The organism is Nocardia gipuzkoensis, from assembly GCF_021183645.1.
In the GTDB taxonomy this organism is placed as follows: Bacteria; Actinomycetota; Actinomycetes; order Mycobacteriales; family Mycobacteriaceae; genus Nocardia; species Nocardia abscessus.
The window spans coordinates 7197388-7222839 of record NZ_CP089225.1; the positions used below are offsets into that span (position 1 = coordinate 7197388).

The 25452-nt window shown below is 66.6% G+C and carries 22 protein-coding genes and 1 pseudogene; 10 read left to right on the top strand and 13 right to left on the bottom strand.

Annotation, left to right across the window (positions count from 1 at the left end; translation table 11 throughout):
• Nucleotides 1–24: 24 nt before the first annotated feature.
• The 7 genes from LTT66_RS32900 to LTT66_RS32930 all read right to left on the bottom strand — a co-directional run bounded on the left by LTT66_RS32900 (nt 25) and on the right by LTT66_RS32930 (nt 7310).
• Nucleotides 25–381, bottom strand: a complete 357-nt coding sequence (locus tag LTT66_RS32900; protein ID WP_233062403.1) for a DoxX family protein — start codon at nt 379–381, stop codon at nt 25–27.
• On the bottom strand, nt 381–2264 hold the full coding sequence (locus tag LTT66_RS32905) for an acyl-CoA synthetase (protein WP_233062404.1): 1884 nt from the start codon (nt 2262–2264) through the stop codon (nt 381–383). Before LTT66_RS32905 ends, LTT66_RS32900 begins: the two co-directional genes overlap by 1 nt.
• Nucleotides 2261–3196 (bottom strand): fumarylacetoacetate hydrolase family protein, encoded by a 936-nt coding sequence (locus tag LTT66_RS32910; RefSeq protein WP_233062405.1) that lies wholly within the window; start codon nt 3194–3196, stop codon nt 2261–2263. Before LTT66_RS32910 ends, LTT66_RS32905 begins: the two co-directional genes overlap by 4 nt.
• Complete coding sequence (locus LTT66_RS32915; protein WP_233062406.1) at nt 3193–4326, bottom strand: VOC family protein; 1134 nt, start codon at nt 4324–4326, stop codon at nt 3193–3195. Before LTT66_RS32915 ends, LTT66_RS32910 begins: the two co-directional genes overlap by 4 nt.
• Nucleotides 4327–4706: 380 nt before the next feature.
• Complete coding sequence (locus LTT66_RS32920; RefSeq protein WP_233062407.1) at nt 4707–5918, bottom strand: NAD(P)/FAD-dependent oxidoreductase; 1212 nt, start codon at nt 5916–5918, stop codon at nt 4707–4709.
• Nucleotides 5915–6112 carry a ferredoxin gene (locus tag LTT66_RS32925; RefSeq protein ID WP_233062408.1) on the bottom strand — a complete coding sequence of 66 codons (198 nt, stop codon included), beginning with the start codon at nt 6110–6112 and terminating at the stop codon, nt 5915–5917. The genes LTT66_RS32920 and LTT66_RS32925 overlap by 4 nt, the downstream gene beginning before the upstream one ends.
• A 13-nt stretch (nt 6113–6125) precedes the next feature.
• The gene (locus tag LTT66_RS32930; RefSeq protein ID WP_233062409.1) at nt 6126–7310 is read right to left on the bottom strand and encodes a cytochrome P450; all 1185 of its coding nucleotides are present in this window, start codon (nt 7308–7310) and stop codon (nt 6126–6128) included.
• 233 nt (nt 7311–7543) lie between these two features.
• Between LTT66_RS32930 and LTT66_RS32935 the strand changes: the two genes are divergently transcribed.
• The 10 genes and pseudogenes from LTT66_RS32935 to LTT66_RS32980 form a co-directional block, all read left to right on the top strand.
• Entirely contained in the window at nt 7544–8209 is a 666-nt protein-coding gene (locus LTT66_RS32935) for a TetR/AcrR family transcriptional regulator (protein ID WP_233062410.1), read from the top strand.
• Nucleotides 8210–8861: 652 nt separating this feature from the next.
• A complete protein-coding gene (locus LTT66_RS32940; protein ID WP_233062411.1) occupies nt 8862–10286 on the top strand; it encodes an MFS transporter in 1425 nt (474 codons plus the stop codon).
• Nucleotides 10287–10761: 475 nt separating this feature from the next.
• Nucleotides 10762–12909, top strand: a complete 2148-nt coding sequence (locus LTT66_RS32945) for an MMPL family transporter (RefSeq protein ID WP_233062412.1) — start codon at nt 10762–10764, stop codon at nt 12907–12909.
• Nucleotides 12910–13004: 95 nt separating this feature from the next.
• The gene (locus LTT66_RS32950; RefSeq protein ID WP_233062413.1) at nt 13005–13271 is read left to right on the top strand and encodes a metal-sensitive transcriptional regulator; all 267 of its coding nucleotides are present in this window, start codon (nt 13005–13007) and stop codon (nt 13269–13271) included.
• A 24-nt stretch (nt 13272–13295) separates the two neighbouring features.
• Nucleotides 13296–13544, top strand: coding sequence for a YgaP family membrane protein (locus LTT66_RS32955; RefSeq protein WP_233062414.1), 249 nt, complete (start codon nt 13296–13298; stop codon nt 13542–13544).
• Complete coding sequence (locus LTT66_RS32960) at nt 13541–13936, top strand: DUF302 domain-containing protein (RefSeq protein ID WP_233062415.1); 396 nt, start codon at nt 13541–13543, stop codon at nt 13934–13936. Before LTT66_RS32955 ends, LTT66_RS32960 begins: the two co-directional genes overlap by 4 nt.
• A 348-nt stretch (nt 13937–14284) precedes the next feature.
• The gene (locus tag LTT66_RS32965) at nt 14285–15340 is read left to right on the top strand and encodes a multicopper oxidase domain-containing protein (RefSeq protein WP_233062416.1); all 1056 of its coding nucleotides are present in this window, start codon (nt 14285–14287) and stop codon (nt 15338–15340) included.
• A gap of 5 nt (nt 15341–15345) precedes the next feature.
• A complete protein-coding gene (locus LTT66_RS32970; RefSeq protein ID WP_233062417.1) occupies nt 15346–16527 on the top strand; it encodes a ZIP family metal transporter in 1182 nt (393 codons plus the stop codon).
• Entirely contained in the window at nt 16524–16934 is a 411-nt protein-coding gene (locus tag LTT66_RS32975) for a QcrA and Rieske domain-containing protein (RefSeq protein WP_233062418.1), read from the top strand. Before LTT66_RS32970 ends, LTT66_RS32975 begins: the two co-directional genes overlap by 4 nt.
• Nucleotides 16935–16970: 36 nt before the next feature.
• Nucleotides 16971–17099, top strand: a pseudogene (locus LTT66_RS32980) (MFS transporter); the annotation flags it as partial.
• 366 nt (nt 17100–17465) lie between these two features.
• Here LTT66_RS32980 and LTT66_RS32985 read toward each other — a convergent pair.
• From LTT66_RS32985 to LTT66_RS33010, 6 genes are all read right to left on the bottom strand, one after another.
• A complete protein-coding gene (locus tag LTT66_RS32985) occupies nt 17466–17687 on the bottom strand; it encodes a DUF2933 domain-containing protein (protein ID WP_233062419.1) in 222 nt (73 codons plus the stop codon).
• 305 nt (nt 17688–17992) lie between these two features.
• Entirely contained in the window at nt 17993–20458 is a 2466-nt protein-coding gene (locus LTT66_RS32990; RefSeq protein ID WP_233062420.1) for a heavy metal translocating P-type ATPase, read from the bottom strand.
• A gap of 193 nt (nt 20459–20651) precedes the next feature.
• Entirely contained in the window at nt 20652–20996 is a 345-nt protein-coding gene (locus LTT66_RS32995; RefSeq protein ID WP_233062421.1) for a hypothetical protein, read from the bottom strand.
• Between the two features lie 616 nt (nt 20997–21612).
• Nucleotides 21613–22854 carry an IS256 family transposase gene (locus tag LTT66_RS33000; RefSeq protein ID WP_233062422.1) on the bottom strand — a complete coding sequence of 414 codons (1242 nt, stop codon included), beginning with the start codon at nt 22852–22854 and terminating at the stop codon, nt 21613–21615.
• A gap of 372 nt (nt 22855–23226) precedes the next feature.
• Entirely contained in the window at nt 23227–24768 is a 1542-nt protein-coding gene (locus LTT66_RS33005) for a multicopper oxidase family protein (protein WP_233062423.1), read from the bottom strand.
• 86 nt (nt 24769–24854) lie between these two features.
• Nucleotides 24855–25268, bottom strand: coding sequence for a DUF6153 family protein (locus tag LTT66_RS33010; protein WP_233062424.1), 414 nt, complete (start codon nt 25266–25268; stop codon nt 24855–24857).
• Between the last annotated feature and the right edge of the window lie 184 nt (nt 25269–25452).

Genomic DNA, 25452 nt, shown 5'->3' on the forward strand with positions numbered 1-25452 from the left:
GAGCGACCGGGATTCATCCGGCACTCATCGGGTGGCGCCGGACAGTGTCATCAAATACGCGAGGACGAGCAGAGCTGTGATGACGGCGGGAAGCATGGCAGCTGGCTTGTCGCGGGCGCGTACGTGGACGACAACGGCACCGATCATCAACAACAGCAGCCCGATTCCCGCCGCCGCGCCGATCGGCCGCCAGCCGATGCCAGCCAGCAGGCCCAGCGCGCCAGCGGTTTCCAGGCCGCCGACCCACCGGAATGCGTTGAGAGACAACCCGGCGTGCGCGGCACGGTCCCGTGCCGATCCCACCGCGAAAACCTTGGGGCCGCCGACCAGCAGGAACAACGCCGCCAGCGTGACCGCGAGCACTGTCGAAGCGAGGTTCATCAGCGCACCGTCACATTCCATCGCATCGTGTATCGGTCCAAGACGTTCACGACGTCGCCCTCCGCGTCGGGATTATCGAGTGCGACCGTCGCTACGATTGCTCCGTCCTCGACGGTGGTGTTGATGCTGTGTACCGCACTGATCGCAGCGAGGGCGTCGAGGAGTTCGCGGCGGGTCGCGTCGGCGCGCAGGCCCAGTTTGTAGGGTTTGCCGACGTCGGTGATCGGCAGCACGTCCAGGATCGTGACCATCTTGGGCACGGCGGCGCGCTCAGGCACGTAGCGGGCCGCCCAGTCGAGCAGTTCGGCTTCAGTGACCTCACCCCGCGACGCGACGGTGACATAGGCGACGGGCACCTCTCCGGCATGGACGTCGGGACGTCCCACCGCGCCGACCGCGGTGACCTGTGGATGTGCCAGCAGAGCGTCTTCGATCATGGCCGGATCGATGTTGTGTCCGCCGCGGATGATCAAATCCTTGGCGCGTCCATGCAGATAAATGAACCCGTCAGCGTCGATGTGAGCCAGATCGCCGGTGTCGAGCCATCCCTCGACGAGTTTGCCCCTGCCATCAAGTACGTGCCGGTGCCCATCGTGACCGGTGACGTAGCCGGCGAACACCGTTGGTCCACTGATGGCGAGGACTCCGATCTCGCCGACCGCCAGTTCGGTCCAGGTTCCCTCCTCGTCGCTGCGCACCACCTTCACTTGCTGATAGGGCATGCGCTGACCAACCGAACCCGGCCGCGGCATGTCGGGGAAGCTACGTGCGCTGGCGCAGGTTGCTTCCGTGAGCCCATAACCTTCGACCAGCGTGATACCGGTGTGGGTCTCGAAGCTTTCACGCACCGCCCGTGGTAGCGGGGAGGCGCCCACCATCGCATACCGCAGGCTGGAGATATCGGCCGTGATCGGGCACTGGGCCAGCACCGCGTATACCGTCGGGACCGCGCTCATCGCGGCGAGGCGATAGTGGGCCACCATGTTCCAGAACTCGCCGTAAATCGCCAGATCCCGGTAGCCCAGCGGTCCGGCCCACACCACCGATTGGCCTTTGAACAAAGGCGCGAGCAGCGTGACGACCAGGGCGTTGACGTGGAACAGTGGCAACGCCGCGAACACTACGGAGTCATCATCCAGCAGCGAGTTCGCCGCGATCATCCATGCGTTGGCGACCTCGCCCGTGTGGGTGTGCGCTGCCAACTTCGGCACACCGGTGGTGCCCCCGGTGTGGAACAACGCGGCAAGATCGGTTCCGAGGGGGGGCTGCCCGACGAATGTGACATGCGCATGAGCAGCGGCCAGCTCGTCGAGGTAGCCGACGCGCACGCCATCGATGGGTTCCAGCGGCTTCGGCTCGGCCACGCCGGTCGGGCGCAGCACGAGCAGCGCGTCCAGCAGGCCGTCCGCAGCCAAGCGGCGGGCGCCGTCCCAGACGGGGGCCGACAACTCGGGGCCCGCGGCGATGAGAACTCGCGCCCCGGTGCGCCGCAATAGCTCCGCGAGGTGCTCAGCGGACAACCCGCCGTTGATCGGGGCGGCGACCCCGGCGAGCTGCGCGGCGAGCGTCGCCGGGATCAGCTCGGCGCAGTTGGGCGCGATCAAGGCCACCGCGTCGGTGCGGCACACGCCGATTTCGTGCAGCAGGTTCGCGTACCGGTGGACATCACCGAGCAGCTGTGAATAAGTGCGCCGCAGCGGTTCTCGCCAACGGGCGGCTTCCGGGAGCACGGTGACGGCGGTGCGGTCCGGCCAGGATTGCGCCGCCCGCGTCAGCAGGGTGTATGTCGATTCCGGCAGGCCGCGCTCGGCCAGTGGCACGGATTCGATCTCGGGCAGGTCGGCCGGTTCGGCGTAGCGGGGCCACAGCGGGCGCTCGGTCACCGGTGCCTCACCGTGGTGCGCTGGCGGCCCAGGTCGATGGCGCCGTCGTCGGTGGACACCGTTGCCTCGATGACATCGCCGTCGTGCAGGTACTTCGTATTCTTGGCCTGGCTTTTGAAGAACAGCTTCCACTTCGTCGCGGGCGGCAGCAGCGAGCCGATGATCTCGACCGGTTTGGGTGGGGCGCTGATCGCCGTGCCGACGGGGGTTCCGGTGAGTAGCAGGTCACCGGCGTCCATGCGCTGGAAACCGGTCAGCACGCGCAGGGTTTCCAGCGGCTGGTAGATCATGTCGGCGACGGTCATGTCCTGGCGCAGTTCGCCGTTGACCCACAACCGCAGCCGCAGATCGGTGAACCGTTTCAGCTCGTCGTCCTCCAGCAGCACCAGCGCGGGCCCGACCGGAGTGAACGTCGGATACGACTTCGCCTCGTAGAACTGGGTTTTCGGCAACTGGACGTCGCGGGCGGAGATGTCGTTGGTGACGACCAGCCCGGCGATGTAGTCGGCAACGTTCGCTTCGGTGATCTGCGAGCCGACCGGCATCTCGCGGCCGAACACCAGCCCGATCTCCACTTCGTAATCCAGCAACCGCACGTGCGGTGGCCGGATGACCTCGTCGTGCGGGCCGCTGATCGAACCGGATGTCTTGCGGAAGAACGTCAGCGGCACCGTGGCCGGGTCACCGCCGGAATCCTTCACGTGCGAGGCGAAGTTCGTCATCTGCGCCACCACCCGGCACGGCGCGGTCACCGGCGAGACCAGTGACAGGCTCTCGACCGGCACCACCTCGGCGCTCGCGGACGCCGCGCGGATCGCCTGCCGGTCGGCCAGCAGTGCCCCGGTGGTGGTGGCTGCGGTGTCGACCTTGGCGGCGCCCGCGGGTGTGGACACCCACCAGGCGTCGGAGGTACGGAGCACGGAAATACTCATGAGCTGGCTACTTTCAACAGGCCGCGCAAGCGACGGAAATCGAATTCGTTGTCCTCGCGCAGCGCCTCGACCATCGCGCGCAGCTCGCGAACGGAGTCTCGGCCCGGTTTGATGCCGAGGAAGTCTTTGCTGGCCGGCGGCCCCCACTGCGCCAGCCCGGAGGCGGTGAACGGCGCCCAGCCGGGTTCCACCGTGCAGTCGAACATGTCGCCGTCGCTGAAATGCTCGACCAGCAACCCGTCCGGATCGCGCCAGTAGTCGAAGATCTGACTGCCCTGGATATGCCTGCCGATCCCCCACGACCGGTAGTAACCGTGATCGCGCAGAAACTCCCCGCCCGCGGCCAGCGCGTCCAAGTCGGCGACTTGATAGGCCGAATGCACGTACCGGTTCACCGGCCCGAGTGCCAACGCCAATGTGTGGTGATCGGCGGGTGTCCGGCCGCGATCGCAGCGGATGAAGCTCATCGCCGGGCCGCGCCCGCGTTGGCCCGGGTAGTAGAGGAAGTCGCTGACTATCAGGCCCAGGTGCCGCAGGTACCAATCCAGCGTTTCGCGGAACCTGGTGGTCTGCACCACCACATGCCCGAGCCGCTGCACCCGCGCCGGCACGCGCGGCGGCCGCTGCGTCCGGTTCACGCGGGCCAGTTCGTGCCCGACGTTCAGCGTGTGCGGCGACTGCGCAGGAAGCGCGGGGAGTGTGTGGGTGGCGGCGACCACCCGCACCCGCAACCCGCTCGGGTCGCTCAGATCCACGGTCGATCCGCCCAAGCTCTCGGGCAAGTTCACCACCGTGCTGCTCGCGGCCCGCGCCAACCGCAGCAGGTCGGCGGTGTCGGCCGCGCGAAAGGCCGGGCCGACGAACCGCGAGCGCGCGCCCCGGCGAATCACCACACACGGCGCCCCCGGGTCCGCACCGCGTAAGTACAGCTCCTCGGCCGTGCGCAGCGAAGTCGAGAAGCCGAAAGCGTGCCCGAAGACCTCCGCGCGCTCCAGATCCGGCTTCTCGAACTCCAGCCACGCCAGATCATGCACTTTCACGATCGGATCGCGCGCCCGGCCGGGATGCTCGCCCGCCACAGCGCCGCGTTCGCTGTGCAAACCGGCGTGCGAGTCGTGCTGGTCGCCCATCGACCACTCCCTCCATATACTGAAGAATGCGTCACTGCTTGTCGAAACAACTCCGGTGGAACCCCATAACCAAGGAGCTGCACTCGGCCGGCTCACCGTGGGCTGGGATGGTCCTGCCCAGATCTTCGAGGAGCTGTCCGAATGACAGACTGCTTGTGTCGCAGAACTCCCATTCCCAGCGTGGGTGTGCGCAAGTAGGGGCCAGCTTTCGGTATTTCTCGGGGCGGGGGGGTTCGCCGCGATATCGCCACCGCGGCCCGCGCGGGCCGGTTCCGGGTCCGCGATGCCGAGGCGGCTTCGACGATCGTGGCGTGTACCGCCCTGTGCTCGGCATGATTGCTTCGTAAGGGTCCTGACCACGGCGACAGTCTTTCCGCTGATCACGTGGCCACGGACCTGCTGCGCGAGTTCGGGACATCCACGAGGCCGGTCGAATCTGCCAGCTCATCTGCTCTTCCTCGATGCGCGGAGCCAGCCATCTTCCTCAATGCGGCGACGGATTTCCGGATCCCGTAAGCGACAACCGTCGGTCGCATGTCAGCCCGCTTCCAGGTGAGCAGAGCGGCTCCGTCCGCGATGCTGCCCTCTACATTGGTCGGTTCGCCGACCAGTGGCAGCGGCCCAACGATTTTGATAGATACCCCCAGTATTTCGGTCCAGAAGTAGTCGTCGGTGGCGGACGTTGAAGATGCGAGCCCGAGGGCCGACGCGGCGGCGACCTTGCCTTGTGCCACAGCGTTGGACCAGAACGGGGCCCGTCGGCCGTCGTGGATCGAGTAGGCGACATCGCCGGCCGCGTAGACCCCGGCAGTCGTTGTCGCACACAGATGATCGATACCGATGCCGCGTTCGTCGGCTGGGCCGGAACCATCGAGCCACGAGGTATTCGGTACTTCCCCGGCGCAGGTGACCACGAGGTCGGCGGTCGATACCGATCCGTCGCCGAGAATGACACCGCAGACCGGATCGTCTGCGAGTGTGACCAACCGGGGAGTGTGCACTATCCGGACGCCGTGTTCTTCGGCCCGTGCGCGTACGGCGTCGGAGAGGAAAGGCCCGAGGATGCGCCGCAACGGAGGGTCGACGTCGATCACGGTGACCGCGACGCCGCGAGCGACGCACGCGCTGGCGACCTCCATTCCCAGGAACCCGGCGCCGACCACGATCGCCGAGGTGGCGGTCGATAGCCTCGCTCGCAACGTCCGCGCGTCCTCGAGTGTCCGAAGGACCAGTTCCCCGGTCTGTCCACGCGCGGCCAGCCGCCGTGCGTCGGCGCCGGTTGCGGCGATGAGCGCGTCATATGCGAGGGTGCGGCCGGTTGCGGTGGTGACGGTGCGGGCGTCGAAATCGGTGCTGACGGCGGCTTCGCGGAGGAGATCTATCTCTAGGTCGTCGAGCCGATACGACAGAGAGCCCTCGGCGGCCGGGTCGTGCAGGACCGCTTTGGACAATGGTGGTCGCGAGTAGCCGCCGAGTTCGTCGGCGCCGATGATGGTTAGTCGACCGGTGTGTCCTAGGGTGCGCAATTCACGCGCCGCGGTGATCCCGGCGATGGACTCGCCGACGACGACGATCGAGCGGGGGGAGGTCATGACTGCTCTCGCAGGATCGCTACCGGGCAGGAACTGATGGCCGCGCGGGCGGCGTTGACGTGCTCTTCGGGGACGTCACCGCCCTCGAATCGGTAAGTCAATTCGCCTGCGTCATCGAGTTCGAACACTGCGGGGGCCTGCTCGGCGCACATGCCATGGCCTTCGCAGCGAAGGTAGTCGACGGAGATCTTCATTGCGATTCGTCCTTCAGGCGGGAAAAAGTTGCAGGGGAAGGTTTTCGAAGCGGTGGATGATGTTGTTCATCGCCCATTGCGGTCGTCCGGCGATCTCGATGCGTTCAACGCGTTCGAGCAGTGCGGCAAGGATGGCCTGGGTTTCCAGCCGGGCCAAGCCCTGACCCGCGCAGCCGTGGGTGCCGTGGCCGAAGCCCAGTTGGCGGGATGCGTCGCGGCGGATGTCGAAAGTGTCGGGAGACTCCCACTCGAGTGGATCCCGATTCGCCGAGGAATACATCACCACCACCCGTGCGCCCTCCGGAATGGTGACCCCCGCCAGGGCGACGTCACGAATTGTCTTGCGAGAAAACGCCCGCAGCGGTGACTCGTAGCGCACGACCTCATTCACCGCATTGGCGATCATCGTGGGGTCGGACCGCAGTAGCTGCCACTGGTGCGGATGGGCGGCGAACAGGTACAGGGCGCTGGAGATCGCGCTGATCGTGGTGTCCAGTGAGGGTGCGAGAAAGTCGATCATCATGGCCGGGCACTCGTTGTGCGCGATCTTGCCTTCATCGGCGGCTTGGAGGATCTCCGCACCCGCGCTGCCGGGCAGTAGCTGCCGGTCGCGAGCGAGGCGGCGGGTAAACCGCATCATCTCGATGCTGGCCGGAGCGGTTCGGATCGATTGGTTGTTGATCGGCCCGAGTGAGTCGAAAGTGGCTCCAGCCCAACGCAATAAGTGCTCGCGGCCGTGCTGTGGCCATCCGATCAAATCGGGTACGACCGACATCGGCAGTGTGGTAGCCAATTCGACGCCGTCGATCCGGCCCCGCGCTATAGCAGCTTCGACGGCCGCGACCGCTTGCCGCTCGACCGTCTCACGCATCGTGCGCAGCGCCTTGGGGGTCAATCGTCGGCCTAGTAGCGCACGCCGCCGGCTGTGGTCTTCGCCGTCACTGTTGAGGGTGGTGCCACGCGAGAGCCGGTTGGCGACAGGATTCAGTCCGACGCCCTCGCCGGAGATGAAGGTGTCGTCAGCGAGTAGGGCCGTCTTGCACTCGGCATAGCGCGGTAATGCGTATGCCCGCTGCCGTGCCAACCACACGACCGGACCCAACTCGCGCATCCGGGCGTAGTGCGGATACGGGTCCATGATCGCGTGCCGCGAGTACAGGTCCGGCTGGTAAACGGGGACACCAGCAGTCTTACGCATCGAAACTCCTCAACACCAACGATCGTCCGTCGTTGGCTCATCACCGGATCGCCCCGGCCGAATCCCGCCTCGAACTGGACTCGAGTCACTGGATCGTCGGGCCGATCTGTGGCCTGCATCTCAGGCTAGCCATTTGATTGACCATGTGTCAATGACATGGAATCAACTTGTGTTTCCCACGGTGGCGGCCCAGTATCGGAGGAGGCGATCGGCAGGCAACAGGAGGGACACCGATGACCGCGACAACCGGGAAGGGACGTACGACGATGCGTGCTGCGCAGGCCGCCGAGACCCGCCAGCGCCTCATCGACGCCGCGGTCGAGGCGTTCTCCGAACACAGCTACGACGAGGTGGCCGTGGCCGACATCGCTAAAGCCGCCGGGGTGGCCCATGGACTGCTGTTCCATTACTTCGGCAACAAGCGTGGCATCTATCTGGCGGCCTTACGGGATGCCTCCGACCGGATCGTGCGAGTTCAGGGGCTCGATCCCGAGCTTCCGATCGTCCAGCAGATCCGCGCGGGGTTCCGCGCGCACCTCAGCTATCTCGCCGCACACCGTGGGCTCGCGCTCCGGTTGGTTCTAGGCGGACGAAGCGCTGATCCCGAGGCGTTCGAGGCTTTCGAAGCGGGTCGATGGCAGACGATCGAGGGGTGGACCACCGTGTTGGGACTCGACCCTCAAATTCCCGCCTTGCGCATGATGATGCGGTCTGCCACGGGTGCGATCGATGAGGCGACCCTCTACTGGTTACAGAACGGAGAACCCTTCGACATCGAATCCATGATCGATGCCCTGATCCCGATGGTGGTCGCCGGGCTGCGTGCTGCCGCTCAACTCGACCCCACCCTCGATGTGGACACCGCCACGCAAGCATTGCTGGATAGTCGCAGGCGGTGAACGTGCACCGTGCGGTGAAGCACCCTTCGTCGGGTGTATGGGTTCGCAGCTGTGCAGACTGAGGTTCACCCGAATGGTGGACAGGCGATCAAGCAGCTGCGGAGAGTGATTCGGGGGCATCGCGCAGCACCCTGCCACCAGGGCCGTCGCAGTCGGACTCGTTGACCCTCGCGCGCATCGAGGGGCGTGCGTTCCTCGAAGGCCTTGCCGTTGATCGTCCAGATATAGCGGGTGTCGTCCGCGCCGAGGGGCCAGGTCGAGCACGGTATCAGGGGTGCGCGGTGCAAGCCGGACGGCGTCGGTGGCGGTGAGGCGGGTTGCAGTAAGCGGCGCGCCGGTGAGCTCGCTGGGGCGGAGATGCGCCGGAGGTGGCGAACCACCGACCGTTGGCGGTCGCAGTTTTGCGCGCCGCCGTCGTGCCCGACGTGAACGAATGTCAAGGAGCGCGCCCCCGAAGCTCGGGCACCAGACGTTGGCCGATTGTCGCCCGGAGTGGTTGGCGCCTTGCGTAATGGACCAGTGATAGCCCATCTGCGACGTGGTCGGACCAAGGATCCGCGGGCCGCCAGGCGGTCGCCCCTTGACATCTTTATACCCTAGGGGGGTACGGTACGCGACGTCGGTATTCCCCTTCGGTAGGACGGAAAATGTCATGACTACGCAAACGCAGCCGACCACGCGAAAGTGGTTGGCATTAGCGGTTATTGCCGCCGCTCAGTTCATGGTCATCATGGACACCTCGATCATCGGGATAGCGCTGCCGAAGATGCAGGCGGAACTCGGCTTCTCTCAAGAGAATCTGACCTGGGTGTTCAACGCCTACGTGGTCGCCTTCGGTGGACTGCTGCTGCTGGGCGGGCGGCTGTCCGATCTGCTCGGCGCCCGCCGAGTGTTCGCCGCCGGCTGGCTGGTGCTGTTCGTCGGCTCGGTCATCGCGGGCGCCGCAGGCAACGTCGGCACCGAGTTGGCGGGCCGGGCAATCCAAGGTGGCGGCGCCGCGCTCATCGCGCCCTCCGCGTTGACACTGCTGATGATGCTGTTCGGTTCATCACCGCAGGAATTGACCAAGGCGTTGGCCGTGTATGGCGCCGCGGCCCCCGCAGGTGGCACCGCGGGCGTGTTCCTCGGTGGCGTCATCACCGAGTACGTCAGCTGGCCTTGGGTTTTCTACATCAACATTCCGATCGCGGTGCTCGCGCTGATCGCGGTTCCGGCCTTGATGCCGACCGCACCCGCGCGATCGGGTTCGGTGGATCTGCTCGGCGCGGTCACGGTGACCGCGGGTCTGGCCGCCGCGGTGTACGGCATCGTCCGGGCGCCGGAGATCGGCTGGGGATCGGGTCAGACCTGGGCCGTCCTCGCCGCCGCGGCCGCGCTGCTCGCCGGTTTCGTGCTCGTTCAATCCCGGGTTGGTGCACCGCTGATGCGGCTGGGCATCTTCCGCGCTCCGAACCTCGCGGCCGCCAACATCGCTCAGTTGCTGCTCGGCGCGGCGTGGGTGCCCATGTGGTTCTTCCTGAACCTGTATCTGCAGCAGGTGCTCGGCTACAGCGCCTTCCCGTCCGGTGCGGCACTGCTGCCGATGACCACGCTCATCATGCTCGGCATGGTGGTGCTGGCCCCGCGGGCAATGCAGCGCTTCGGCGCCAAACCGATGATCGTGACCGGTCTACTGGTGCTGGCGCTCGGCCTGGGCATCATGTCGCTGGTCCGTCCGACCGGGAACTTCTGGGTGGACGTCCTGCCTGCCTCCCTGGTGGCCGCCGGTGGCATGTCGCTTGCCTTCATCCCCTCACTGGGTACGGCTATCTCAGCCGCACGCCCCGAGGAGGGCGGACTGGCCTCCGGCATTGTCAACGTCAGCTACCAAGTCGGCTCGGCTCTGGGACTGGCCGCGATGACCGCCGTCGCGACCGCGTCCGGAGCTGATCGCATCGGCGATCTGCCCGAACTGACCAGCGGTTTCGCCGCGGCCTTCGCAGGTGCTGCCGCCATCGCGCTTGTCGGAGCGGGCATTGCCGCGGTGACCATGCGCAAGCCAGGGCTGGGCTCCGTGCCCGAAACCGCTCGAGCGTAGTGCGGGGTAGGCGTATAGCAGCGAGCCGCCGCCGTCGAATTCGCTTCGGGAGCCGGGTCGTGCGCTCAGCGTCAGCTGAGCGAACGACCCTGAGCCAGCCAAACAGACAGCATTGCTGCTCTGGGCTCCCGCAGATCCGGGCGAAACAGTCTCCCGTTTACCCGGCTCCTGTCACCCTGGTCACCAGGCGGTGTGGACCCATGCCCAGTGGGCGAAGGGCCTGGGGTGTTGACTACCAGCAGGCCAGGGCCTTGTTGAAGGGTCGCAGTCGTTTGTATCTACCCAGACGACCGGGAGTTGCCCAGGGCTCCGGCCTGACCCCGGGGCCCCGGCCGGCGGTGATCGGTCGCAGGACGCCTCGACCTCGGGTAGGCGCCGGAACGAAGTGATCCGCACTACGCACCCCTCCTGAAGGTACCCCGGGGGGTATTCTCGTCCGTAGCAGATACCCCCTGGGGTATAGAAAGGGTTGGATATGCGAGATTCGGAATTCCGCGTTGCCGTGACTGCTGCCGGTGAAGCCGCTGGCGGGCTCGGCCGGGTGGGTGCGGTGACGGTGGACCGTGCGCGATGGGTGTTCGGTTTGTGGTTGCTGGTGCTGGTCGTGCTCGGCGCGGCCGCGCCGTCGGTGTTCGATTCGCTCGCCGGCGCGGGGTGGCAGGCGAACGGGTCGGAGTCGGTGCGGGTGCGGGAACTCGCCGAGCGGCACTTCGGGGGGAACTCGGCAGCGGCGGTCCAAGTGGTCGTCCACTCCGATGCGGCCTCGGTCGACAGCGCCCAGGTGCAGCAGGTGCTCGGGGAGATCGCGGACGTGCTGGGCCAGGACTCGCGGTTCGGGACGGTGATCCCGCCGCAGCCCGGGATGACGATCAGCCCGGACGGGCACACCGGCATTCTCATCGCGGGCGCCACCGCCGACACCGACGAGATGGTCGCCGCGGTCGATGATCGCAAGGCCGAGTTGACGGGGCTGTCGGGCGACGGTGTCGAGGTGTATCCGACCGGGTCCTCGGCGTTGTGGAGTGACTTCAACGAAGCCAATCACGACGCCATGATGAAGGCCGAGATGTTCTCCTGGCCGGTCACTTTGGGCATCATGGTGATCGCTTTCGGGTCTTTGGTGGCTGCCGGTCTGCCGCTGTTGCTGACGATGGCGGGGTTGGTCGCCTCGGCGGGCGGGCTGGTGCTGCTCAACCAGGTCACGCCGATCTCGGTGTGGGCGATGAACTTCGCCATGATGTTCGCGCTGGCGCTGGGCATCGACTACGCGCTGTTCATCGTGTCCCGTTTCCGCGACGCGATCCGCGGCTCGGGCGATCCGCGTGCGGCGGTCGCGGAGACCATGGACACCGCGGGAAAGGCGGTGCTGCTGTCCGGGCTCACGGTGCTGGTCAGTCTGTCGGCGGTGTTGATCGTGCCGGCTCCGGCGGTACGAACGATGACGGTCGGCATCATGTTCGCGGTGTCGTTCGTGCTGGTGGCCACCTTGACCTTGTTGCCGGCGACGCTGGGCAAACTGGGGCGCAAGGTCGACGCCGTTTCGCTGCCGCATGTGCGCCGGCAGCAGCATCGCTCCCCGCGTTTCGCCGCCTGGGGTGAATTGCAGCATCGGCGGCCCTGGCCGTTCGCCATCGGCGCGTTGCTGGTGCTGGTCGGGCTGTCGATTCCAGTCTTCGGGCTGAAAGTGGCGATGCCGTCGATCGAGGTCGTGCCGGAGGACGCGGCGGTGCGGCGCGGGTATGAGCTCGTGCAGCGGGAGTTCGGCACGGGTGCGCCCGGCATGCTGCAGATCATCGCTCCGGCCGAGGTGGGCGAGCGGGCTTCCCAGGCCGCTATGGCCACCGACGGAATCGCCATGGTGACCCCGCCGCAGCTCGCCACCGACGGCAGCGGACTGGTTCTGCTGCAAGCCATGCCGACCGTCGACCCGTCGGATCCGTCCATGGGCACGATTCTCGACACGCTGCGCGCGGCGCTTCCCGACGGTGCGCTGGCCGGCGGCGCGGCGGCGGAGAATCTCGATCTACAGCAGGCGCTCGACGATTACCTCCCGATCATCGTGAGCGTCATCCTGGTACTCGGATTCCTGTTGCTGCTGGTGGCGTTGCGGGCTCCGCTGATCGCGGCTCTCGGCACGGTGGTGAGCCTGCTGTCCACCGCGGCGGCCTTCGGCGTGGCGAAACTGATCTTCCAGGACGGCCACGGCGCGAGCCTGCTCGGGTTCACCCCACAGGGCTTCCTCGACGGGTGGGGACCGGTCTTCTTCTTCGCCATGATCTTCGCGATCGCCATGGACTACACCGTGTTCCTGCTGGCTACGGCGAAAGAGCACTACGAGCGGTCCGGCGACCCGAAGGTCGCGCATGTGGACGGGGTCGCGCACTCCGGCCGGGTGATCCTCGCCGCGGCGGCGGTCATGGTGGCGGTGTTCTTCACCTTCGCTCTGGCCGATCCGTTGCCGCCCAAGGAAATGGGCATCATCCTCGGCGTCGCGGTGCTCCTGGATGCGGTGCTGATCCGGCTGGCGCTGCTGCCGGTGCTGCTGCGGCTGGCCGGGCATGCCGCCTGGTGGTCACCCGCGTGGCTGCGCCGGGTGCTGCCCGATGTCAAGTTCTCGCACTGAGCCCGGCCGCTGGGGTGGAGGGACTCACCTCCACCCCAGATACCCCCAGGGGTATACTGGAATCATCCGCCCAGCAATAACTAGGAGAAGATCTCATGGTTGGAGACGGCGACAGCATCGCCCAGGTTCTCAACCGCCTACGCCGCGCGCACGGTCAGCTCGCCGGCGTGATCTCGATGATCGAGCAGGGACGCGACTGCAAGGACGTCGTCACCCAACTCGCCGCCGTGTCCCGGGCGCTGGACCGGGCCGGCTTCAAGATTGTGGCCAGCAGACTGCGGGAATGCCTGACCAAGCAGTCCGAGGGCTCGGAGCCGATGACCGTCGAGGAGCTCGAGAAGCTCTTCCTGGCGTTGGCCTGATCCGCAGAGGCAGGAAAGGGACCCATGGTTACGACACATCGGCACCAAGGCTGGACCATCGAACGCATCGTGCCGCTGTTGGGCGGGACGATGGTATTCGTCAGTCTTGCCCTGGTGCTCGCGGTATCGCCCTGGTGGCTGCTGCTCACCGCATTTGTCGCCGCGAATCTGCTGCTCTACAGCGCCCTCGGCTGGTGTCCGGTGACGCTGGTGCTGCAACGACTCGGAGTGCCCCGGCTGAATTGTCCGGTGGCGGAGAGAGATCAGCGATGAGTCTCGCCTTGTCGACCACTCTGCGCGCCGACTTCACCGACGCCGTCGAGCGAACCCGAAAGGCGCTGTCCGAACAAGGTTTCGGCGTTCTCACCGAGATCGATGTGGCGGCGACCATGCGGGCCAAGCTGGGCGTGGAGATGGAGCCCTATCTCATTCTTGGGGCCTGTAATCCGCCTTCGGCGCATGCGGCCCTGGGTGTGGATCGGCAGATCGGACTTTTGTTGCCCTGCAACGTCGTCGTCCGCGCCGATCCTTCCGCTGCGGATTCGGTCATCGTGGAGGCCATGAACCCGCAGCTGCTGGTCGAGGTGACCGGCGAAGCCGCACTGCGGCACATCGCCGAACAAGCGACCGCCAAAGTGGCGGCGGCCATCGACTCGCTCGGCTGAAGCCGACGTCTGCGCGGTGGCGCCCGCGTACGGCTGGGGCGCCCTCACGTAACCGACCTGCTCACAGTCAGATGGAGAACAGGAACGCCAGCATGGCGGCCTCGCCGACTTCGCCGAGCAGGAGCCGCCGTAAGGGAGCACATGCGACCAGGACAGCAGGGCCAAGCCCCACGCGTCCTCGTCGGTGAGGGCACAGTCCCACTCGGGGTCGGCGAGGATGTCCTGGCTCATCAGTACGCGGGCGCAACCGTCGGTATCCGCGACCGGAAATCTATTCGCCTTGTTGAAAGATTATTTTCGGGCTGCCAAACTATTGTGATAGTTCGCTCTAAGTTATGACAGGTTGGGATGACATCTTCGATACGGCGCCGGTTCATGCTCGGCAGTGCCGTAGCTGCTTCGACGGGCCTCGCGCTCGGGACCTTGCCGCTGCGCGAGGTCGGACCGGCCAAGGCAGAGGGACCGTCCGGTCCGCATGCCGGGCACCAGCCGAATACCGGTCACGGCGGCGGGATCAGTGGGCCGACCTTCCGCAAGGGCGCGGTGGTCGATCACGTGGCGAACGGTTTCAATCCGACCGCGGTACTGCGTGATTTCGACTACGGGAAGACCTCGACGCGGCCGGACGGGCGGACGCTGCGCGAATGGGATGTCTTCGCCAGCGACGAGGACATCGAGATCGCGCCGGGCTTGAAATTCCCTGCGTGGACGTTGAATTCGCGTATTCCCGGCCCGACGTTGCGATGCCGTGAAGGTGACCTGCTGCGGGTCAATTTCACCAACGGCTCGGCGCATCCGCATACGCTGCACTTCCACGGCATCCATCCGGCCGATATGGACGGTATTCCGGGGATCGGTCGCGGTGTCATCGCGCCGGGTGAGAGCTTCACCTACGAATTCGACGCGACACCGTTCGGGCTGCACCTGTTCCACTGCCATGTCGGCCCGCTCGCCGAGCACATCGCCCGCGGCATGTACGGGACGTTCATCGTCGATCCGCCGCAACCGCGGCCGCACGCCGACGAGCTGGTGATGGTGATGCACGGCTACAACACCACGTTCGACGGCGAGGGCAACCAGCTCTACGCGGTCAACGGCATCCCGTTCCACTTCATGCACGAGCCGGTCCGGGTGAAGCGCAACGAACTGGTGCGCATCTACCTGGTCAACGCGCTGGAGTACGACCCCATCAACAGCTTCCACATCCACGGGAACTTCTTCGACTACTATCCCACCGGAACCCGCCTGCAGCCAACGGAATTCACCGACACCATCGTGCAGGGCCAAGGCCAGCGCGGCATCTGCGAGCTGCGGTTCCCGCATCCGGGGCAGTACATGTTCCACGCCCACAAAACCGAGTTCGCCGAACTCGGCTGGATGGGCATGTTCGAGGTGACGGAGTAGCCGTGATGACCGACACCGCACAAACCCGGCGGCCATGGCTGCTCGGACTCGTCTCTGTCGCCCTGCTCATCGTCGCGCTGGCCGGGCTGGCCCTGCTCGGCGGGCGCAGCCTGCCCGAACGCACCGGCCCGCCGGTCGAGGAGATCGCGGTCGAGCACACCGTGCTCGAACCCGGCTCGATCGAGCTGACGGTGCGCAATACCGGTCCCGACCCGGTGTCGATCGCGCAGATCTTCGTCAACGACGCTTACGTCGATTTCACCGGTCCCACCGAGCCGATCGGCCGTCTCACATCGACCGAGCTGCGGCTGGACTATCCCTGGCAGGACGGACAGCCCTACAAGGTCTCGATGCTGACCTCGACCGGTCTGGTGATCGAGCACGATATCCCCGTCGCGATCACCACACCGAAGCCGAGTGGGTCGTTCTTCGGGCTGATGGCTCTGCTCGGGACCTACGTCGGCATCGTTCCGGTGGTGCTCGGCATGTTGCTGCTGCCCGTGCTGCGGGTCGCGGGCAGTCGTGTGGTGCGGGTTCTGCTCGCGGTGACCGTCGGGCTGCTGGCATTTCTGGCGTGGGAGGGCACCAGCGAAGGGTTCGAGATCGCGGGCGGTTCCGGTGGCGCGTTCGGCGGCGCGACATTGGTCGTGCTCGGGGCCGGGCTGGCGTTCGTCACGTTGACCGCGGTGGACCAATGGCTGCGCAGCCGTCGACAGGCCGCCGCGGCCGGGGGCGCCACCGGGCTCCGGCTGGCCCTGATGATCTCGATCGGCATCGGCCTGCACAATCTGGGCGAGGGTCTCGCGATCGGATCGGCTTATGCGGTCGGCGAATTGGCGCTCGGCGCGTTCCTGGTGATCGGTTTCGCGATCCAGAACACCACCGAGGGCCTCGCTGTGGTCTCCCCGCTGACCGCACGTCGCCCGCCGCTGCTGACGCTGCTCGGGCTGGGTTTGATTGCCGGAACCCCCGCTATCGCGGGCGCTGTTCTCGGTGCGACGGTGAACAACGCCGAACTGTCGGCCCTGCTGCTCGGTATCGGAGTGGGTGCGATCGTACAGGTCATCGTGCAGATCGCGCCGAGCCTGCGGGAACAGCCGGGTGGAAAGGTCACCGCGGCCACGCTCGGCGGCATCGTCGCCGGCGTACTCGTTATGTACTCGACCGGGCTACTGGTGACCGCATGACCGACACCTTCGCACCACATTCCACTTGTTCCGGCTGCACCCGGCGCAGCGTGCTCATCGGGGTCGGTGCCGCCGCGACAGCGGCCGCGGCGGGATGCGCAAGCGGCAGCGCGGAATCCACCCCACTGCGGGTCGCGCTGGCCGAGATCCCCGTCGGCGGCGGACAGGTGTTCACACGCGAGCGTCTGGTCGTGACCCAGCCGACCCACGGGGAAATCCGGGCGTTCTCGACCGTCTGCCCCCACCAGGGGTGCACCGTCGGTCGTGTCGCCGACGGAATCATCGAATGCCCCTGCCACGGCAGCAAATTCGACATCGCCGACGGGTCGGTACTGCGCGGACCCGCGCGCGAGCCGCTGGAAGCCCGCTCGGTCACCAAGGAGGAGACCGAGATCGTCGTTCGATAGAGGCGGGCGATTGCCGATGCTGTTGTCGGCGGCTCGCTGGCCGTCGGTACGGCGGCAGTATTTCCGTTCGAGATGGATACCGTCGTGTCGCTGGTAGGCGGACGGCTCATGGCGACTCACTATGGTTTCTACAACCCGGTGGCGGGTGTGGGCATTCTGGCGGGGATACGAAAATGCTTAGATCCGAGGTGACGCCAGCTTCTACCGATGGGTGATGTCACAGGCGCCGATAGAACCACCAATGGCGGCGAGACCGCACCTGAACATCATCGATCGTGCACACATCCGAGCCTCCTCGAGATATCGATGAGTGTGACTGCGAGCCGAGAGTCGACAGCCGGGTGGTGGACAAGACTTGCCGCGACCCGCACACCTTTGCCCCGGGATGCCCGCGACGGGTGACGGTATCCCTGGCGCTACCCCGGCGGTCGGTCGGAGATCATCGGCCATCGCCGACCATGCCGTCCGCCAATGTCCGCGCAGCTGGGCTCCGGTTCGGCCGGCGCGGTGTCGATCCGGTGTCGGGGATGGTCAGCGGGTCGGGTTGTGGTGTTGGAAGTCGTCGGCGTGGTCATGGGGATCGGGGTTGGGTGAGTGCCCGCCGTGGCCGCCCATCATCAGCATCATCATGATCGGGCAGGCCAGGACGATCAGCAGCAGGAACAGTGTGGTGACCGGTACTCCGGTCGCGATCAGCACCGTCGCCGCGATGGCGAGGGCGATCAGGTACAGGGGTGCGTGGCGGATGTTCATGGTAGACCTCTTCGGGCAGCGGGATGATGCCCTTTCAGCCTTGCTGCCCGCGACCGATCGCCGCAGGGGCCGAAAGACAGTTCCTGTGATGCCCTTAGTTCCTGCACGGTTTCCCCAGATCGCGGCGTGGACAGCAGGATCGCTTCACCAGGTTCCCTCAGCTCTGGGGCGGGATTTTGTCGCGGCGCCGTCACAGCAGGAGAAAGACGACCTGTGGTCGGTCTGGTCCAGGATCGCGGTCGGCAGCACTGCGCCGCGGTCGACAGTGGTGGGAGGTGCGGCACGAAGGGCTGGCCGCGCGGCGATCATCGGGGCGGGGCGGGCGCGCCAACCGGGGCGGGCGCAGTCGGGGTCTGCGCGGGTGCTGGTAGCCGCAGGCGTTTGAGGGCTATCGCGTTGACGGCGACGATGAGGCTGGAGCCGGACATGGACATGGCGGCGATCTCCGGGCGGAGGGTGAGGCCGAAAGCGGGTTCGAAGACACCGGCGGCGATCGGCAGCGCGATGGTGTTGTAGCCGATCGCCCACCCGAGGTTTTGGCGCATCTTGCGCAGCGTGCCGCGGCCGATGCGTAGCGCGGTGGGGACGTCGAGTGGGTCGGAGCGCATGAGCACGACCTCGGCGGTTTCGATGGCGACGTCGGTGCCGGCGCCGATGGCGATGCCGAGGTCGGCCTGTGCGAGGGCGGGGGCGTCGTTGACGCCGTCGCCGACCATGGCGACTATGCGGCCATCGTGTTGTAGTTCGGCGATCTTGGCGGCTTTGTCGCCGGGCAGGACGTCGGCGATGACGGTGTCGATGCCCATGCCCGCGGCGATGCGTTCGGCGGTGGCCTGGTTGTCGCCGGTGAGCATGACGACTGCCACGCCGAGGTCGTGCAGTGCCGTGACGGCAGCGGCGGAGGTGTCGCGGGGTGCGTCGGCGATGCCGATCACCGCGGCCGGGGCGCCGTCGATCGCGGCGAGTACCGCGGTGCGGCCGGTCGCGGCGAGCCGGTCGCGTTCGGCGGCCAACTCGCCCAACGGGATGTTCTCGCGTTCGAGCAGTCGCCGGTTGCCGACCACTACCTGGTGTCCGTCCACGGTGGCGATCGCGCCGTGGCCGGGAACATTCTCGAATTCCGTTGCGGCCGTGTCGTTGCCGCCGCGGGATTCGGCGTGGCGGACGATCGCGACGGCCAGCGGGTGTTCGGACTCACGTTCGACCGCCGCTACCAGTCGCAGCAATTCTGCTTCCGCCATGTCTGCCGCGGTGATGACGTCGGTGACTTCGGGTTCCCCCTTGGTGAGGGTGCCGGTCTTGTCCATCACCACAACCTGGACATGCGCAGAGGTTTCCAGGGCGATAGCGTTTTTGAACAGCACGCCACGTTTTGCGCCGAGCCCGGTGCCGACCATGATGGCGGTCGGGGTCGCCAAGCCGAGGGCGTCGGGGCAGGTGATGACGATCACCGTGATGGCGAACAGGATCGCGGCACTGAACGGGCGATCGGTGAGCAGCAGCCATGCCGCGAGGGTGAGCCCTCCACCGATCAAGGCGACGAAGACCAGCCAGAATGCGGCCCGGTCGGCCAGTTTCTGGCCTGGGGCCTTGGAGTTCTGGGCTTGCTGAACGAGTGCGACGATCTGCGCCAGCGCGGTGTCTGCGCCGACCTTGGTGGCCCGCACGCGCAGCGTGCCGTTGGTGTTGATGGTCGCACCGATCACGTCCGAGCCCGGTGCTTTGTGCACGGGCAGGCTTTCGCCGGTGACCATGGATTCGTCGACCTCGCTGTCGCCGTCTTCGACGACGCCGTCGACGGCGATCTTCGCCCCGGGCCGCACCAGCAGCAGATCACCGACCGCGACGTCAGCGGTCGGGATCTCCACTGGTTCACCGTCTCGCAGTACCAGGGCCTTCGGTGGGGTGAGGTCGAGCAGGGCGCGGATAGCGTCGTTGGCGCCGCCGCGGGCACGCATCTCGAACCAATGTCCCAGCAGCACAAAGGACGCGAGTACGGTTGCGGCCTCGTAGAACACTTCGCCGCCGCCGGTCAGGGTGATCACCAGCGAATAGCCCCAGCCCGTGCCGACCGCGACCGCGACCAGCACCATCATGTCCAGTGTCCGGGCACGTAGCGCACGGATCGCGCCATCGAAGAAGATCCAGCACGAGTAGAAGATCACCGGCAGACTCAGCAGCAACGCCCACAGGTCTTGCCGCATGCCGAACGGTACCGGCAGATCCCGGCCGAACATCTGCGAACCCATCGGTGACCACAGCACGATCGGGATCGAGAACACCAGCGCCACCAGGAACCGGTTGCGCATGTCGGCCACCATCGCCGCCATCGAGCTGCCCGCGTGCCCGCCGTGCCCCATCGCCTCGTGCGGTGAGCGCAGGACCTCGGCCGTCGTCTCATGTTCGGCGTGGGCGCCGCGCTCGACCGGCGTCGCCGCATGCTCATGCGGCGACATTGCCGTCGTGGCGTGGCCGAGGTGTGCGCCGTCGGGCGCTGGCGGGTCGGGTTCCTGCATCGGGTCGCAGATGTGTGCCGGCACCGATCGGCCCGCACAGTGGTAGCCGCAGTCACAGACCACCCGGCGTAAGTCCGCGATCGAGGTGCGATCCGGGTCGTAGAGCACGGTCGCGGTCTGCGACACCGGGTTCGCCGACACCTCGACAACACCGGGCTGGCGACCCAGCACAGCCTCCACAACGTTCTTCTCGCTGGCCCGCAACATTCCCCTGACATCAAGTACCGCCGTCGTGCGCCCGGTGTTCTCACCCATTCCCGATGCTCCCTCAGATCGCGCAAGCCGGGCCGACCCGTCCCGTCGCGACCTCTACGATGCCCGCCGACTCGGGGGTCGTGGAATGGCCGATCGGCCCACCATCGAAGACCAAGGACCCGACTGTCGAAGCCCGAGATGGTGCCTCAGCGGACATCGGCGTCCTCACTGGTAGCCAGAGCCAGCACAGTTCTCACATGCCGGGTCGGCGTTTGCGTGGAAGGCGCGCGTCGGGTCGCTGTTCGCAAGCCAAGTCGCGTATCAATGCCCGGTAGGAGTCCTTGGGCATACGTCCGGCGAGCAACTCGCGCAGGGCCGCATTCTCGGTGGCCAAATGAATCGCGGACACTGCGTCCTCGCGCGGACCGCTGCGGCGACGATACCGACCGATGTAGGCGACGATGTCGGAGATCCCTGGTGCGAACAAGATAGCGAGCAGCAGGATTCCGCTTCCGGTCGCGATGCCCACACCCTCGACGACCACGCCATACGCGCTGTCCATGCCATCCACCTCCACCACGATCGAGGCGCGGGTCATTCGCGTAAGACAATCCTCACGCATCGGTGCGTGCCGGGTAAGAGGCTTGATACCTCCCGTGCCGGGACCAACGGTCCATTCCGTGCCAGCGCCGACCAGGCCAACTCGCCCGGCGACACACGCCGACGCCGCAGGCCGGCCAACACGCCGGAATCCGGACTCGGCTTGCGAATCGGCACTGGAGCGGGTGCATCGCGGCATTCTTCCCGGCAGTGACGTGGTGCAGCCGCATTGCCGACCGACAACCCGGTTTCCGAGTGGAACCGGGCAAAACCGCGGCAGTGAGCGGCAGCCCTGGAGTAGTAGCCGGTGCCTATCGGCGGCCTACCCGGTGTCTTGGTGGGCCAGTGGCCGCGTCTGGTGTATTCCAGTTCCGGGTGCTCCCGGTGCCAGACCGACGGGTGTTGCGTCTTCCGGCATGCGATGGCGTCCGCCGTGCTTGCGGACCTGCGCGTCGTCCTGGGTGGGCGCCTGAACTCACTTCTCGCCACAGGCGCTCATCGTCCGACGGGCCCACCCTTCGGATGGTCGTCGCCGTGCGCCGCCCTGACTGAACCCGCGGTCAAGTCCAGGGGCGTGGTGTAGGAGGGGCGGTCACCGCTGATCCGGTTGGTGGTCAGGCGGTGAGGGCTGGGGTGGTGGTTTCCTCCTGTTCATTCGGGTTGGTGTCGGTGGTGGTGCGGGATCGGGTCAGGACGTCGAGGCCGAGGTAGCGGCGGCCTTCGATCCATTCGTCGTGTTGTTCGGCGAGCACGGCGCCGACGAGGCGGATGATCGCGGCGCGGTCGGGGAAGATGCCGACGACGTCGGTGCGGCGGCGGATCTCCTTGTTCAACCGTTCTTGGGGGTTGTTGGACCAGATCTGGCGCCAGATCTGTTTGGGGAAGCTGGTGAACGCGAGCAGGTCGGCGCGGGCGGTGTCGAGGTGGTCGGCGACTTTCGGCAGTTTCTCGGTCAACGCGTCGAGCATCCGGTCGTATTGGGCGGCAACTGATTCCGGGTCTGCTTGATCGAATACCGAGTGCAGCAGGGTCCGCACCCACGGCCACGACGTTTTCGGACACACCGACATCAGATTGACTGTGTAGTGGGTGCGGCAGCGCTGCCAGCTCGCGCCGGGCAGGGTGGCGCCGATCGCGGCTACCAGTCCGGCGTGTGCGTCGGAGGTGACCAGACGGACTCCGGTCAGGCCGCGGGCGACCAGGTCCCGGAAGAACGACAGCCAACCGGCTCCGTCCTCACCTGAGGTGACTTGGATACCGAGGATTTCGCGGTAGCCCTCGGCGTTGACGCCGGTCGCGATCAGGCAGTGCACGTTCACCACCCGCCCGTTCTCCCGGACTTTCAGCACCATGGCGTCGGCGGCGACGAAGGTGTATGGACCTTGATCCAGCGGACGGGTGCGGAACGCTTCGACCTGGGCGTCCAGGTCGCGGGCCATCATCGACACCTGCGACTTGGACAGGCTTGTGATCCCGAGGGATTCGACAAGCTTCTCCATCCGCCGGGTGGATACTCCGAGCAGATAGCAGGTGGCGACCACGCTGGTGAGTGCGCGTTCGGCGCGTTTGCGGCGCTCCAGCAGCCAGTCGGGGAAGTAGCTGCCCGATCGCAGTTTCGGGATCGCGACGTCGATCGTGCCGACCCGGGTGTCGAAATCACGATGCCGGTAGCCGTTGCGGGAGTTGACCCGCTCGGGCGAGCGTTCGCCGTAGCCGGCACCGCACACCGCGTCGGCTTCGGCGCTCATCAGCGACTGGATGAACGTCGAGAGCATGGTGCGCAGCAGGTCAGGGCTGGCGACGGCGAGTTGATCGGACAACAACTTCGACGGGTCGATAGGCTCGACAGAGGTCATCGCGTGAACTTCTCCTTCGTTGAGCTTGGCGGTTCAAGAAGGATCACGCGGTGACCGCCCACTATCCGGCTACGACACGCTCACGCGGTCGCTCCGAAATCGCTGGTACACCACTCTGCCGGACGCAACCGAACCCGCGACCGCGCGGCGCCATCGACCTACCAGCTCGATCCTGCTCTCGACGGGGCACGGTGAGAATCACCGGCAGCGGTAGTCACGACCGCAGCGGCAGCGGTCATGGCCTGGCCACGATCACATCGGCGAGACCGGTCACGGCGCCGTGTCGAAAGCCATCACCTCGAACCACCGCAGAAGGTCACCGCCAGCGCGGCCGGCACGCTACGCAGGGATCCTATCCGGTAGGTGCGCTTTTTACCGGGTGTAGGACAGCATTGTCATCATGCCTGCTTCGCCGTGGTAGGCGTTGTGGCAGTGCATCATCCATTGTCCGGGGTTGTCGGTGTCGAAGTCGGCCTCGAGGGTCTGCATGGGCGCCACGATCGAGGTGTCCTTGCGTGGGCCGGTGCCGCGGCGCGGGGCGACCTGGAAGGTGTGGCCGTGCAGGTGCATCGGGTGGAACATCATCGTCTGGTTGACGAAACGCAGCCGCACCCGTTGGCCCTGGGTCACCTCCAGCGGGATGTGTTGATCGAAGGGCCGACCGTTGATTGTCCATACATACTTGTGCGAGTCAGAGCCGAGCTGGACTTCGAGTGTCCTGTCGGGTGTTTTCCCGGCCAGTCGTGCGGAGTCGGTGGCGGTGAGCTTGTCCGCGGTCAGCGGTGCGTCAGACAGTTCGGCCGGTCGCACATCGGCTGGGGGAGGGGTGCCGCCGCCGGTGCGGATCAGCGCGAGCCCTTGTCCGGTTTTGCCTTCCGCGGCGGCGACGAGTGGGAACACGCCGTCGCCGAGTTCGATGATCGCGTCGTAGCGTTCGCCCATGCCGATGAGCACACTGCTGGTGGTGACCGGGTGCACAGGGAAGCCGTCGGTGTGGGTGATGCGCAACCGGTGGCCGCCGACCGCGACGCGGAAGGCGGTGTCGGCGGCGGCGTTGATGATCCGCAACCGGATCCGCTGCCCGGATCGGGCGGTGAAGGTGTGCGGGTCGGTGCCGATGCGGCCGTTGACCAGGTAGTAGGGGTAGTCGGTCACATCTCCGGTGTCGGAGCCCAGCGGCGCGTTGGGGTCGGTGGGCATCGACATCGGCGAGTCGCCCATGTGCATGCCGCCGCCCATGTTCATGCCCGACAAGCCCTTGTCCTCGAGCTGCCGCAATTGCTTGTCGGGGTCACGGCCGTTGATGCCGTCGAGCCAATCGTCGAGCACCACGACAGCTTCGGTGTCGTAGTCTGTCCCGTCAGCGGGGTCCTCGATGATCAACGGGGAGTACAGGCCACGGTCGAGCTGCACACCCACGTGCGGGTGGAACCAATAGGTGCCGGCGTCGGGCACGGTGAACTCGTAGCGGAACGTGCTGCCTGGCGCGATTTCGGGCTGGGTTATGCCGGGGGCGCCGTCCATGTCGTTGCGCAGCGCGATGCCGTGCCAGTGGATGGTGGTCGGAGTCGGGAGCGCGTTGGTGACCTCGGCCCGCAGGACCTCGCCCCGGCGTAGCCGGATCTCGGGCCCGGGTAGTCGACCGGCGTAGGTCCAGGTCTGTACTTGTACGCCGCCCAGATCGACGGTCGTGGGCTCGGCACGCAGCGTCACCTCGCGCACCGCCGCTGTCGCCGACCGGCGGTTGTTCTCGGCCGCGCGGACCGCGTCGGAGTCGGGCAGCACGAGATTGGACGGATTCTGGGTGCTCTTCGAGCAGCCGGCCAGCATTGTGGCGGCTGCGGTGCCGGCGCCGAGGGCGAGGAAACCGCGCCGAGTCACTGGCGTCGAGAGCGGGGACTGATCGATGGACATGGAGAATCTCCCTGATGTGTCGAGACACGATGTCGGACAGGTCGAGGCTCGCCTCCGGTCGCTGGGACACGGACGCGCTGGAGCTGTCAGATCCGCAGAATCGACAATTCGGCCAGGGACGGCATGGTCCACGGTGGCGGCCGCTCGCGGTGCGTGCGCCGGTGACCTGGCTCGGGAAGGTGCGCAGTACGCAGGTCGACACCCGCCCAGGACAGCAAGACCAAGCCGATCGCGAGCGACACCGCCGACAGGATGAACACGCACGCATGCATCGCCTTGTGCGTGAGGGCGTGATGCTCACTCGCGCCGGACGCCGCACCGTCGTGATGAGCGCCGGTCGTCGTCGCCATGACGGTGGTGTGCTCGGTCGCGAGCCGATGCTCCCCGTGGCCGGCCGAGAAGACGCCGACATGCATGGCTGCGATACCGGACAGCAGGATCAGCAGGCCGAGCAGCCGGGCCGACCCGGTTGCTCGTGGCGGCAGCTGCTGTCCGGACACACCGCCATGATAAGTCCGGGTCCGGGCCACCCGCGCGACAATCCAGGAGGGTCTGGCTCGACCTTCGCCACCTTCGGAGTTCGACCGGCCGCGCCCGGTGCCGTCGCGATCCGGGCGGGTCTGCTGTCATAGCCCGAACAGTCGCTCGACATCGGCCGTGGGCGACCTTGTGTCGGTCGGCTGG

Bases quoted from the DNA above. Each gene is read 5' to 3' on its own strand.
- LTT66_RS32900 (WP_233062403.1), bottom strand. From the start codon at position 381: ATGAACCTCGCTTCGACAGTGCTCGCGGTCACGCTGGCGGCGTTGTTC.
- LTT66_RS32910 (WP_233062405.1), bottom strand. From the start codon at position 3,196: ATGAGTATTTCCGTGCTCCGTACCTCCGACGCCTGGTGGGTGTCCACA.
- LTT66_RS32915 (WP_233062406.1), bottom strand. From the start codon at position 4,326: ATGGGCGACCAGCACGACTCGCACGCCGGTTTGCACAGCGAACGCGGC.
- LTT66_RS32920 (WP_233062407.1), bottom strand. From the start codon at position 5,918: ATGACCTCCCCCCGCTCGATCGTCGTCGTCGGCGAGTCCATCGCCGGG.
- LTT66_RS32925 (WP_233062408.1), bottom strand. From the start codon at position 6,112: ATGAAGATCTCCGTCGACTACCTTCGCTGCGAAGGCCATGGCATGTGC.
- LTT66_RS32930 (WP_233062409.1), bottom strand. From the start codon at position 7,310: ATGCGTAAGACTGCTGGTGTCCCCGTTTACCAGCCGGACCTGTACTCG.
- LTT66_RS32935 (WP_233062410.1), top strand. From the start codon at position 7,544: ATGACCGCGACAACCGGGAAGGGACGTACGACGATGCGTGCTGCGCAG.
- LTT66_RS32940 (WP_233062411.1), top strand. From the start codon at position 8,862: ATGACTACGCAAACGCAGCCGACCACGCGAAAGTGGTTGGCATTAGCG.
- LTT66_RS32945 (WP_233062412.1), top strand. From the start codon at position 10,762: ATGCGAGATTCGGAATTCCGCGTTGCCGTGACTGCTGCCGGTGAAGCC.
- LTT66_RS32950 (WP_233062413.1), top strand. From the start codon at position 13,005: ATGGTTGGAGACGGCGACAGCATCGCCCAGGTTCTCAACCGCCTACGC.
- LTT66_RS32955 (WP_233062414.1), top strand. From the start codon at position 13,296: ATGGTTACGACACATCGGCACCAAGGCTGGACCATCGAACGCATCGTG.
- LTT66_RS32960 (WP_233062415.1), top strand. From the start codon at position 13,541: ATGAGTCTCGCCTTGTCGACCACTCTGCGCGCCGACTTCACCGACGCC.
- LTT66_RS32965 (WP_233062416.1), top strand. From the start codon at position 14,285: ATGACATCTTCGATACGGCGCCGGTTCATGCTCGGCAGTGCCGTAGCT.
- LTT66_RS32970 (WP_233062417.1), top strand. From the start codon at position 15,346: ATGACCGACACCGCACAAACCCGGCGGCCATGGCTGCTCGGACTCGTC.
- LTT66_RS32975 (WP_233062418.1), top strand. From the start codon at position 16,524: ATGACCGACACCTTCGCACCACATTCCACTTGTTCCGGCTGCACCCGG.
- LTT66_RS32985 (WP_233062419.1), bottom strand. From the start codon at position 17,687: ATGAACATCCGCCACGCACCCCTGTACCTGATCGCCCTCGCCATCGCG.
- LTT66_RS32990 (WP_233062420.1), bottom strand. From the start codon at position 20,458: ATGGGTGAGAACACCGGGCGCACGACGGCGGTACTTGATGTCAGGGGA.
- LTT66_RS32995 (WP_233062421.1), bottom strand. From the start codon at position 20,996: ATGACCCGCGCCTCGATCGTGGTGGAGGTGGATGGCATGGACAGCGCG.
- LTT66_RS33000 (WP_233062422.1), bottom strand. From the start codon at position 22,854: ATGACCTCTGTCGAGCCTATCGACCCGTCGAAGTTGTTGTCCGATCAA.
- LTT66_RS33005 (WP_233062423.1), bottom strand. From the start codon at position 24,768: ATGTCCATCGATCAGTCCCCGCTCTCGACGCCAGTGACTCGGCGCGGT.